Source organism: Aureispira anguillae, from assembly GCF_026000115.1.
Lineage (GTDB): Bacteria > Bacteroidota > Bacteroidia > Chitinophagales > Saprospiraceae > Aureispira > Aureispira anguillae.
On the sequence record NZ_AP026867.1, the window covers coordinates 774764 to 786538 of the forward strand.

At 37.7% G+C, this 11775-nt stretch carries 7 protein-coding genes; 3 read left to right on the forward strand and 4 right to left on the reverse strand.

Going from position 1 to position 11775, the window contains the following annotated elements:
* Positions 1 to 109: 109 nt before the first annotated feature.
* From coaBC to AsAng_RS02835, 4 genes are all read right to left on the reverse strand, one after another.
* Positions 110 to 1318: a bifunctional phosphopantothenoylcysteine decarboxylase/phosphopantothenate--cysteine ligase CoaBC gene (gene coaBC / locus AsAng_RS02820; protein ID WP_264791263.1), complete on the reverse strand. Its 1209-nt coding sequence runs from the start codon at positions 1316 to 1318 to the stop codon at positions 110 to 112.
* A 119-nt stretch (positions 1319 to 1437) separates the two neighbouring features.
* On the reverse strand, positions 1438 to 1788 hold the full coding sequence (locus AsAng_RS02825) for a DNA-directed RNA polymerase subunit omega (RefSeq protein ID WP_264791264.1): 351 nt from the start codon (positions 1786 to 1788) through the stop codon (positions 1438 to 1440).
* Entirely contained in the window at positions 1778 to 2596 is an 819-nt protein-coding gene (locus AsAng_RS02830; protein ID WP_264791265.1) for an outer membrane protein assembly factor BamD, read from the reverse strand. The genes AsAng_RS02825 and AsAng_RS02830 overlap by 11 nt, the downstream gene beginning before the upstream one ends.
* A 497-nt stretch (positions 2597 to 3093) precedes the next feature.
* On the reverse strand, positions 3094 to 3429 hold the full coding sequence (locus tag AsAng_RS02835; protein WP_264791266.1) for a tetratricopeptide repeat protein: 336 nt from the start codon (positions 3427 to 3429) through the stop codon (positions 3094 to 3096).
* 236 nt (positions 3430 to 3665) lie between these two features.
* On the opposite strand from AsAng_RS02835, the gene AsAng_RS02840 reads away from it, so the two are divergent.
* The 3 genes from AsAng_RS02840 to AsAng_RS02850 all read left to right on the forward strand — a co-directional run bounded on the left by AsAng_RS02840 (position 3666) and on the right by AsAng_RS02850 (position 11752).
* Positions 3666 to 5171, forward strand: coding sequence for a PKD domain-containing protein (locus AsAng_RS02840; RefSeq protein ID WP_264791267.1), 1506 nt, complete (start codon positions 3666 to 3668; stop codon positions 5169 to 5171).
* A gap of 275 nt (positions 5172 to 5446) precedes the next feature.
* Entirely contained in the window at positions 5447 to 9067 is a 3621-nt protein-coding gene (locus tag AsAng_RS02845) for a S8 family peptidase (RefSeq protein WP_264791268.1), read from the forward strand.
* Between the two features lie 477 nt (positions 9068 to 9544).
* Entirely contained in the window at positions 9545 to 11752 is a 2208-nt protein-coding gene (locus AsAng_RS02850) for a T9SS type A sorting domain-containing protein (RefSeq protein WP_264791269.1), read from the forward strand.
* The last annotated feature ends 23 nt before the right edge of the window (positions 11753 to 11775 follow it).

Here is an 11775-nt window from a genome sequence, read left to right on the forward strand (position 1 = left end):
ACGTTGTGTTTGTATTGAGGTGCTATAAGCTTCAGTAGTTACTTATCTTTATAAAGAACGTAAAAAGTTGGGTAGAATTGAGTCTTTTGCTGCTTATTTAACAAGAATTTTAGGCTTTGGGTAACAGATCAATTACTTTGGCAACAATATCTTGTGCTACTTCTGCTTTGGTTTTTATAGTATAACGTACGATATTGCCATTTTGCTCCACAAAAGTAACTTTATTGGTATCGTGACCAAAACCAGCCCCTTTATCTTTTAGATCGTTGAGTACAATAAAATCAAAATTCTTTTTGATTAATTTTCGTTGAGCATTTTCGAGCGCCTGATTGGTTTCTAAGGCAAAACCAACCATAATTTGATGGGCTTGTTTTTGCTGTCCTAGGGCTGCTGCAATATCAGTAGTTCGTTTTAATTCAATATTTAAATCGCCCTCCTTTTTTTTCAATTTATGATCGGCTGTTGTTTTAGGCGTATAATCAGCTACTGCCGCAGCAAGGACGGCAATATCTGCCTGCGGAAAGTATTGAGCAGCTTTTTGATACATTTCTTCAGCAGACCGAACTGGAATGCTTTGAACAGCAGGATGTTTAGGAACAATTGAAGTTGGACCACTAATTAGAATTACCTTCGCTCCTTGTAGAGCCATTTGGTCGGCAATGGCTGTGCCCATTTTTCCTGTAGAATGATTGCTGATGAATCGGACAGGGTCAATGGCTTCTTGGGTAGGACCAGAAGTAATGATAACGGTTTTTTGTGCCAATAAATTTGGTGAATTTTGGAGTGCAAAAAACTGTTCTAGGTGCAAGACAATAGCGGTAGGTTCTGACATGCGCCCCTTACCGATTAGACCACTAGCTAGTTCTCCATCTTCTACAGGGAGTAAATGATTGCCAAAACTCAGCAATTTTTGAACATTGTGTTGAGTAGAGGGATGTACCCACATATCCAAGTCCATAGCAGGAGCAATAAAAACAGGGCAGCGGCTCGATAAATAAGCGGCTAATAACATATTATCACACAATCCATTTGCCATTTTAGCGAGGGTATTGGCTGTAGCAGGAGCAACAACCATGGCATCCGCCCAAAGCCCTAAATCTACATGGTTATTCCACCCTTCTTCTGAACTAACATCGCTATATACTGGATTTTTGGAAAGCGTAGAGAGGGTAAGAGGAGTAATAAAGCCTTTGGCAGCAGGCGTCATAATAACTTTTACTTCTGCTTTTGCTTTGACCAATAAGCGCACTAAAATAGCAATTTTATAGGCAGCTATACTTCCAGAAACTGCAACTAAAATTTTTTTCCCTGAGAGCATTTATCGTTTAATCTAACTTTAGAGGAATCACCCAACCTAAAGGAATGAATAAAAAAAATCCTGACAACTAACAGGTAATTATCAGGACTTATAACGTTATAAGTAGAAATGAAAATCTACTATTTTTCAGTATCTTTAAATCTATGGTATACCTTGCCATCAAAAAACTCATGTAGAGCAATGATACTAGGATTAGGAAGACGCTCATAGAACTTAGAAATCTCAATTTGCTCTTTATTCTCGTGAATCTCTTCTAAGGTATCCGTTGTAGACGCAAATTCATCCAATTTAGCGTGCAATTCTTTTTTCAAATCAATACCAATTTGATTCGCACGACGTGAAATGATATTTAATGATTGGTAGATGTTTCCACCTCCAAGCGCTGAAATCTCATCCAAATTACGAGCAACGATATAAGGATTGATGCCCTGTGCTTTTTGTTTAATTTCGTTATTTCTGTTAATGTTCATTGCGTATTTTTTTGATTTTGTTGTTGGCAGATTCGTAAATAGTATCAACTTCCTTAATATACTTGCTTTCTCCGTGTCTTTTTTTGAAATTCACACAAGCTAAAGCGGTTTCTTCGTAACGTTCAATTTGTTTTGACAAAATAGATTGTTGAGCATATTTAAACGTTGAACGGATAACCATATACCGTATATATTCTCCTTCTTTGGTATCAGGATAGTCTATTAATAAGTTCTTGAAGGTATGCGTAGCAGCTTTGTAGTGTTTACGTTTGTAATACCCTTTGGCACTATCAAATGCTTTTAGCTCCAATTTAGCTCGCAATTCATCAATTCTTTCATTCGAAGCAGCGACTTTTTCGCTTTCAGGATAAGTATTAACAAAAACTTGTAAGCCTTCAATACCACTTTCTGTATCTTCTTGGGTCAGCCTAAAGTTGGGCGATAATTTATAGTATGAATCTGCACTCATAAATAAAGCCTCTTCAGCATAAACTCCATTGGGAAACGTTGATGAAAATTGCTTAAAATAATAAGACGCAAAAGAGTAATTTTTTAGATGATAATGCGTGTAAGCATAATAAAAATATACTTTTTCTGCTTTTTCTGTCAAACGGACATGTCCAATTAGATCTTCTAACAAATATTGAGCTTTAAGCCATTCTCCCGCTTCATAAAATTCAAAAGCTTTGGTTAGTTTTAGATCGTTGTCACTTGATAAACGCAGTTTTTCATAACTACTTTTGCAACTCGAAAATAACAATACGATCACTAACAAACTACTAATTAATATTCCTCTCTGTTTTAGCATAGCTGCAAATGTACGGTTTTTATACTGTTTTTTAATGAAAATAGTTAGTTTTTTAATCTCATTACTCCGTTGGAAACCCGAACAGAGCTTGCGACCTCACGAACAGAGTGAGTAACAAGGCTCATGTGGTAAATTGTATTTAGTTGATTATCAAAATAATGTGCTTTCGTTGTTCAAGGTGTTAGTTGTTTGATAAGCAATCGAATACAAGATGATTTTTTGTTTTTTTACAAAAAATCAACGGAGTATTATAATCTTAAATTGTCTTTTTTTGTAGAAGGTTATTTATAAAATGAATGCGCTCTAGCATAGAGTTTAGGTTAAACAACTTCTATAAAAGGAAATTCTATCGTTAACGTTAAAAAAATCCTTTTCTGAAAAGAGGGGACGCTTTCTATAAAATAGACGACAAACTCTTAACAGATCAACTAAAGTATCTTAGCTAAAATAGAAAACGGAGAAATAAATAAATGGGTTGGGAAAAAGGCTAAGAGTACTTAATCTTCAAAATCATCATCATCTCCCAATTCCATCTTTGCGCCAGCCAATTCCGACAAACTGTGGTTGTCTCCTGCTTCTTTTGCAATAGACATGCCTTTTTTGTACGTGAAAAACGCCTTTTTATCTTCCCCTAGGTGCTCATACAGTTTGCCAAGGTGATAATAAGTGCCTACATATTCAGGGCTATTTTGTTCCAATTGAAGATAATAGTCTAATGCATTTTTGTTATCTTCTAGTCCTTCGTATTCTTTGGCAATGGCAAATAAAATAAAGGGTTCATTAGGGCTAGCCGCCAAAAAGCCTTTTAATTGTTCTAATCTTTTGGTTGTCATATTGGTTATTGTTTAGAAGAGAGCAAAGATACTAACTCCCCAATAATCTACTACTTAAATGCCTATTTTTTGTTAAAAAAATGATGGGATAACCTAGAAAATTGGCAAGAGATAAAGTCTTTATGTTGTCTCAATATAAAATCTTACTATAATAAATTTGTTCTATAAGGTTTTGGGGCAAATTATTTTTGGTTTTTTGTGTATTTTGCAAATCATATCCACTAAAAAATAGAATTATGAACCACCTTATCCACTTAACAATAACGTTAATATTGTGTTTTTGCTCAGGCATTATTGCCCAAATAGAACCGCTAGATGAACCGCTAGAGGGGCTATTGTTAACAGCCGATTTTATGGCAGATTTGACCTATACTTGTGACGGAATTGTTCAATTTCAAGATTTATCATCAAATACACCAACCAATTGGTTGTGGCAGTTTGGGGACGGTGGGCTTTCAAGCCAACAGCATCCAACATATACGTATGCGAACAGTGGTGTTTATACCGTCACTTTGTATACCTCCAATGCCCAAGGAGGAGACACCATTGTTAAAACAGCCTATATAACGGTTGAAAAACCCAAGGTAACTTCTATTTCCAATGCCGAGATTTGCCCTAATACTTCTGCTTCCTTAACTGCTACAAATGGTTCAGGAACTTTGCGTTGGTACGATGGCGCAAATACTTTGTTAGGGACAGGATCTACTTTTATGACTCCTTCTTTAACAGCAACAACAACTTATTTTGTAGAAGATGCTATTGCCACTACTACTACGGAATATGCAGGTCCTCTTAATGGAACAACAGTAGGCAGTGGGGGGTATCATGGTGGAGGATTTACAGGTGGAGTTAACTTTACGGCTTATCAAGCATTTGAAATTGTATCAGTATGGGTAGATGCAGATGGGGCAGGAAGTCGTACGATTTATTTATACGATGGTCATATTGCGAGTGGGAATAATTTTAACAATACCATTCTCAGCCAAGTTACTGTCAATATTCCCGATGGACAGTCTCGAGTTCAAGTTAATTTACAGGTGCCTGGTTTGGGAGATTATTGTTTGGCAGGAGATCAAATGAATTTATTTAGAAATAACAATGGTTCAGCATCCTATCCTTATACCTTGTCAGGGGTGTTGGATATGGTGAGTTCAACCACTTCTTCCAATGGATTTTATTACTATTTTTATAATTGGGAATTGGATTTGGAAGAGGCTTGTGTGAGTCCTAAAGAACCTGTTGTGGCTACAGTGGTAGAAGCTGCTTTTACGAATGTTATTAGTGGAGGAACAGCAAGTTTTACAGATGCATCTATAGGAGCTACTAGTTGGTTATGGGATTTTGGGGATGGAAACACTTCTACACAGCAGCATCCAACCCATACTTATACAACAAACAATGGTCCTCATCTAGTTACCCTAACCATTAATAATGGCATTTGTTCTACTATGGATTCTGTAACGGTTTCTGTGGGGATTCAGCAACTCTCCAATAGCATGAGTCTTGCCATTGTTCCTAATCCTGCTAAGGAGCAGACCCATTTAATTTTTAGCGAACCATTATCAGAGGATTTGACCATTGAATTAATGAATTTAGATGGAAGGATAATTAAAAAAAATAGATTAATAGAGGGGGAATCTACCCTTGCTCTTCCACTTACGGATTTACCACCTGCATTGTATCTAATTCGTTTGTCAACGAGCTCAATTACAGATGTTCGAAAACTGGTGATTCAGCGATAGATAGTAAATATTTAGCGACTTATTATTTAGCCTTCAAAAGAAGCGTTATGGAATAGAAGGTTTGAAAACATAATCTTTGAGATTGGTTTTCAAATCTTTTATTCCATAGAAAAAAAGTGAAAGTTAATGCTTTCATTGCCAATGTCTAAGAGATTTAAATGTTAAGATTTTACACAATTGTGAATGGTTTTCCTATTATAATTTTGTATTATTGCTAGAATTTGAAATTTTATTTCAAATAATACTACTGTTACTAACATTAAATCTAAAAAATTATGAGTCGTATCTCTCTGTTAACTATGGCGCTCATTGGAATTTTTTATGGTAACCTATACGCACAGGATAATACCATTAATTTTCTAAAAGGAGCAAAGCAGTTGGATGTTAATATCCAAGATTTTACATCTGCTCGACAACTTCACCAAAATGAGATTTTTTTAAATCGATTTTACCGTTTTGTTCAATTTAATAGCTTACCAACCACAGCGCAACATCGCCAAATTGCAGCAGTAGGAATTCAATTATTAGAGTATATCCCGAATAAACTATATGTTGCATCGATTCCTATGGGGATAGATTTTTCCTTACTCCAAAACCTTAATATTAGAAGCATTGTTCCTATTGAAAAAACCTATAAGATAGGACAACGATTAGAAGACAAAGATTATCCTTCTTGGGCAAAAGACGGCAATGATCTTATTGTCACCATTCAGTATTATCAAGATATTAAAGCTGCCATTGCCAAGTCCGAAATGGAAAAACTAGGGGTAAGCATCAAAGAATCTATGGATCATGCTCAAATGGTAGTTGCTCATTTGTCGCCTAGCAAGATAGAGGCATTGGTTCAATCGCCATTTATTCGTTACGTAGATATTATGTCAGAACCTGGAGAACCAGAATCGGATGACGGTCGCCACCTGCATCGAGCGAATGCCATTGATGGTGATTATTATGGGGCTAGAGATTATGATGGAACAGGGATTACCTTTGCTATTAATGACGATGGTTATGTTGGTCCCCATATTGATTTTAAAGGGCGTACCAATCAGCAAGATGTAGCAGGTGACTTTGCAGGAAGTCATGGAGACATGACAGCAGGTATTGCTGGTGGAGCAGGAAACTTGGACCCGTCTATTAGAGGGATGGCAACAGGATCTTATATCCATATCCGACAATATACTTCTAGCATGGCAGGGACAATTCCTTTGCATCAAGACAGTGCAGTGATGATTTTTTCGTCTTCTTATAGCAATGGATGTAATGGAGGGTATACAAATACAACGGTTTTAGTTGATCAAGAAATTTATAATAATCCGAATTTGATGCAAACCTTTTCCGCAGGAAATAGCAATAACCTCGATTGTGGTTATGGAGCTGGCAACCAATGGGGGAATATTACAGGTGGGCACAAAATTGGTAAAAATGTTATCGCTACAGCCAATCTAAGAGAAACAGATGCCATCGTATCTAGTAGCAGTAGAGGTCCTGCGTCTGATGGGCGTATCAAACCAGATATTGCAGCGCATGGCAATTCGCAAATGTCTACAGATCCCAATAATACTTATGCACCAGGAGGGGGAACTTCTGCTGCTGCACCTGGTATTTGTGGGGTGATGGCGCAATTATACGATGCTTATAGCACCCTAAATGGGGGAGCAGTTGCTCCTTCTGCCTTGATGAAGGTGGCTTTATTGGCTACCGCAAATGATTTGGGGAATGATGGGCCTGACTTTATTTATGGATGGGGAAAAGTAAATGGGTTAAAAGCCGTTCAGTTGCTAGAAGACAATCGATATTTTGATACGGTTCTTGCACAAGCAGGGGCACATGCTCATCAAATTGTCATCCCAGCAGGAGTACAACGAGCTAAAATAATGGTGTATTGGGCCGATAAGGAAGCCTCTACCTCTGCTGCTACTGCTTTGGTGAACGATTTGGATGCCACCGTTACAGATCCATCGGGGACGGTGCATTTGCCTTGGGTATTGGATCATACCCCCAATGCAGCTACCTTAGCTTTGCCTGCAACCAAAGGAGCAGATCACTTGAACAATGTAGAACAAATTGCAATAGATAACCCTGCGGCAGGTACCTATACCTTGGATGTTGTTGGAACTACTGTTCCATTGGGAACCCAACGATATTATGTTGTTTATGAATTTTTAACAGAAGACATTACAGTTGTGCATCCCATGGGAGGAGAGGGATTGATTCCTGGAACAACTAGTCGTATCCATTGGGATGCTTATGGGACAACAGGTACCTTTTTGATCGAATATACAACCGATAATGGTGCTTCTTGGTCTACTATTGCAGCTAATGAACCTGGAACTAGTCGATTTCTAAATTGGACCGTTCCTAATACGGTTACTGGGCAGGCACGTGTTCGCATTTCAAGAGCAACTACTACAGATGAAAGCGATGCTAATTTTACCATTATAGAACGCCCACAAAATATACGGGTTAATCGTGTTTGTCCTAATATCAGTGCTATTCAGTTGGCTTGGGATGCTGTTCCAGGAGCTACGGGGTATGATGTGTTTATGTTGGGACAAAAATTTATGGACTCAATAGGAACAACTACTGCTTTAAATCTCAATATTCCTGTTGCTGATATTAATGATCCACAATGGTTCTCTGTTCGTGCAATTGGAGCCAATGGCATTCGTGGTTTGCGTCAGGTTGCGGTTAATTACCCAGGTGCTACAGGCGGAAGCCCTGCTTGTTATCTATCTTGTACGGGAGATAATGATGCAGGTATAGCAAGTTTAAATGCGCCTGACTCTATTTTAGAAACCTGTGGTGGGATAACAACGGCTACGGTTTCTATTACAGTTGAAAACTTAGGTTTGTTTACAGAGTCTAATTTTCCTGTATATTATCAATTGGGAACCAGTCCTGTCGTTACAGAGACCTATACCAGTAATTTACCTGCTGGAGCTACCGCTGCTTTTTCTTTTGCTACGCCAATCAACCTTCCTGCTGCTGGTGTTTATGAATTAAAAACGTGGACAGGTTTAGCAGCAGATAGTACACAATGTAACGATACGATTATCCAAACGATAACAATCTTAGACCCAATTGGCAGTTTTCCTTATGTCGAAGATTTTGAAGGGGGGGCATTTCCTTCTGCTACCTCTTATCTTATCAATCCAGATAATTCGACAACTTGGGAGTCGGTATCTACTACAGGGGCAAATGGAAACCCAACAACGGCAATGTCTATTAATAATTATTCTTATAATGCTCAAGGGCAAGAAGATATTTTTAGTACTGTTGCCCTAGATATGACACAAGCGACAACAGGCGCAACAGCCGTTCTAACATTTGATGTGGCTTATCGCCCTTATAGTACTACGCTTTCGGATGATCTGAGAATCGATTTATCGGATGATTGTGGTCAAACATTTAATCAAGTTTATTTCAAAGATGGAGCTACCTTGGCAACAGGGAACAACAGTTCTCAGTCTTGGTCGCCAAGTACTGCGGGAGATTGGAGAAGTGATTCTGTTGATTTGACAAGCTACCTTGGTAGCAATGTTATTTTGCGTTTTGTGAACATTTGTGGTTATGGTAATAACCTTTATCTAGATAATATTAATGTAGATGTAACGAGTCCTATAGTTGCCGTTGATCAAATTAATTCATCCATGAGCTTGGTCGTAGAGCCTAATCCAACTGATTCAAAGACGACCTTGAGATTGAGTGAGGAGTTATCGGACGATTTGTTGGTAGAGCTTGTTTCTATTGATGGCAAAACATTAATGGAATCAATCATGCCCGCAGGAACACTAAACCAAACACTGGATGTAAGCAAATTGCCTTCAGGGGTATATTTGATTCGATTGAGTGCCTCCGAAATGCTGATGGTTAGAAAGTTGATTATCAGTAAATAAAAGATGTAACAAGGCTGATGTGCCAAAGAAATGACTGTTCCGATTAAATATTGGGGCAGTCATTTTTGTGTGTAGAGGGAAATTTTTGACAATAAAAACTAGCATCTTAATTTTTTATTCGTTATACTATTAATACTCCGCTGACTAGCTACGCTGCGACTTTGTGGTTACTACGTGAGCCTTGTTATGCACTCAGTTTAGCTGCACTGTTAGATTAGCTAGTAGCTCCCTGAGGTCGGTTCGTTATCACTCGTGAGCCAGCATAGTTGGGGTCGGGTTTCTAGCGGAGTAATGCCTATATATTGATGCTTCAACAACTTAAAAGGAGCAATAGATATACAGATTAAGATTTACAGAGATAAACCTAAATTAGTTGCTTAGGCAATGGATGATGCGTGGCAAAAATAGCGGTAAAATAAAAATGACAGCCTTGCTTCCTTGTTTAGCAGCAACAATAATTAAAATCAGCTGATTATTATGAAATGTATTTTCCTCCTAGGAATAGTTTTATTCCCTTTTCTATTATGGGCTCAACCCAGTCGTTTGATGGTTCCTTTTCAAGCATCTAATGGTGATGTATATGAACATGCATTGACTGGAGGCTTGACCAATCCCCAATTTTCAGACATTGACTTAGATGGCGATGGCGATCAAGATTTAGTTTATTTTGATCGAGTAGGAGGTGTTGTCGTACCTTTTCTAAATGGAGGTACAGCCAATACGGTAGATTACACCTTTGCGCCAGAATATGCTTATCGTTTTCCTAAAGTAGAAAACTGGATGTTGCTAAGAGACTATAATTGCGATCAATTAGAAGACCTGTTTGCTTATAAATACGATAATATGACTGGTCGGGTAAGTATTACTGTTTATAAAGCAAGCCGAGATGCTCAAAACAAAATACAATTCCAAAATGTCAAAAATATTATAGAATATACGCAAAAAGGGCAGACGACTTTGCTCAATTTATTTAATTCTACCGTAGACCTTCCTGCTGTTGACGACATAGATGGCGATGGCGATATGGACATCTTGAATTTTCATACTTCTGGTGGTTATATCGAAATGTTTAGGAATGAATCTCAAGAAAATGGATGGGGCTGTGATAGCCTAAATTATGTCCGTTATGACAATTGTTGGGGACGTTTGTATGAGAGTGGGACAACTGAAGTCATAGACCTAAGCCCAAGGATTGATAGCTGTCCAGGCTATACGAATTGGACACCCCTTAGGGGACCTCGACATGCAGGTTCTACTTTGTTGACCTTGGATATGAATAACGATGGAGTCAAAGAGTTGATTTTAGGAGATTTGTCGTTTTCTAATCTTAATTTGTTGACCAATGGCGGTAATAAAGATACTGCTTTTATGACCGCCCAAGAGACCTTTTTTCCAATGGCTTCTGTGGCGGCTAATATTACTATTTTTCCTGCGGCTTTCTATCTAGATGTTAACAACGATGGCGCAAAAGACTTGTTGGCAGCTCCCAATATATTGGGCAATTCCAAAAATTTGGAGAGTTGGTATTATAAAAATACAGGAACAGCTAATTTCCCTGATTTTACCTATCAAGGAAATGACTTTTTAGTAAGCGAAATGATTGATTTGGGAACGGGGGCTGCTCCCATTTTTTGGGATTATAATGCAGATGGATTGATGGATATTTTAGTAGGAAATTATCATACCTATGTTAGTCCTGCGGTACAAGGATGCTATTTGAGTTTGTATAAAAATATAGGAACAACCACTCAGCCTGTTTATCGTTTGGAGGATAATGATTTTGCCAATATGAAGCAATACAATTTGCGTAGATTGAGTCCTACCGTAGCCGATTTGGACAATGATGGTGATGATGATTTACTATTGGGAGAAGAGGATGGTCGATTAATTTATTTACCCAATCTAGGAACGGCTACGGCACCTGTTTTTTCGAGTATCGTTGCCAATTACAAAAATATTGATGTTGGACAAAATGCAACTCCCCAATTGGTAGATGTAGATAGAGATGGTGATTTTGATTTATTGGTAGGAGAGCGAAATGGAAATACTAATTATTTTGAAAACGAGGGAACGGTAACCGCAGCTGTTTTTTCTGATACTGCAAAATCAGAAACTTTTGGTTTTATTGATGCTAAATTACCTGGGTTTTCAGAAGGTAATTCTGCACCTCATTTGATTGATGTTGCTGGAGTATATCATTTGTATATGGGCAATGAATCTGGAGAAATGTGGCATTATACCAATATAGATAACAATATTTTCGGAGCTTTTACTCGTGTGAATAGTGTTTTAGATACCATAGACGAAGGGGAAGAATCTATTGTGGGAATTGCTGATATTAATGATGATGGACAGCTAGAATTTGTTATTGGCAATAAGCGAGGAGGTTTAGGAATTTATACCGAATATAGTGTATCGTCCATTGATAAAATTGCTGAGCACAAAAATACATTAAAAATCGCCCCAAATCCTTTCCAACAACACCTTGATGTTTCTTTTGCTGCTGCTGTAAACGAAAAAGTTTTAGTGCAGTTAACCAATACTTTGGGGCAAGTTGTTTATTATAAAAAGGAGTGGTTGGATCAAGAACTGCAAATCAATACGCAAGCAATTTCAGCAGGAACTTATTTCTTAACCATTAAGACCAATAAAGAACATTATGTGGCTAAAGTTATAAAATATTAATGTTTAGACAATATGATGGGAAG

Excerpts from the sequence above, each read along its gene's own strand:
- coaBC (WP_264791263.1), bottom strand. The coding sequence starts at position 1,318 with ATGCTCTCAGGGAAAAAAATTTTAGTTGCAGTTTCTGGAAGTATAGCT.
- AsAng_RS02825 (WP_264791264.1), bottom strand. The coding sequence starts at position 1,788 with ATGAACATTAACAGAAATAACGAAATTAAACAAAAAGCACAGGGCATC.
- AsAng_RS02830 (WP_264791265.1), bottom strand. The coding sequence starts at position 2,596 with ATGCTAAAACAGAGAGGAATATTAATTAGTAGTTTGTTAGTGATCGTA.
- AsAng_RS02835 (WP_264791266.1), bottom strand. The coding sequence starts at position 3,429 with ATGACAACCAAAAGATTAGAACAATTAAAAGGCTTTTTGGCGGCTAGC.
- AsAng_RS02840 (WP_264791267.1), top strand. The coding sequence starts at position 3,666 with ATGAACCACCTTATCCACTTAACAATAACGTTAATATTGTGTTTTTGC.
- AsAng_RS02845 (WP_264791268.1), top strand. The coding sequence starts at position 5,447 with ATGAGTCGTATCTCTCTGTTAACTATGGCGCTCATTGGAATTTTTTAT.
- AsAng_RS02850 (WP_264791269.1), top strand. The coding sequence starts at position 9,545 with ATGAAATGTATTTTCCTCCTAGGAATAGTTTTATTCCCTTTTCTATTA.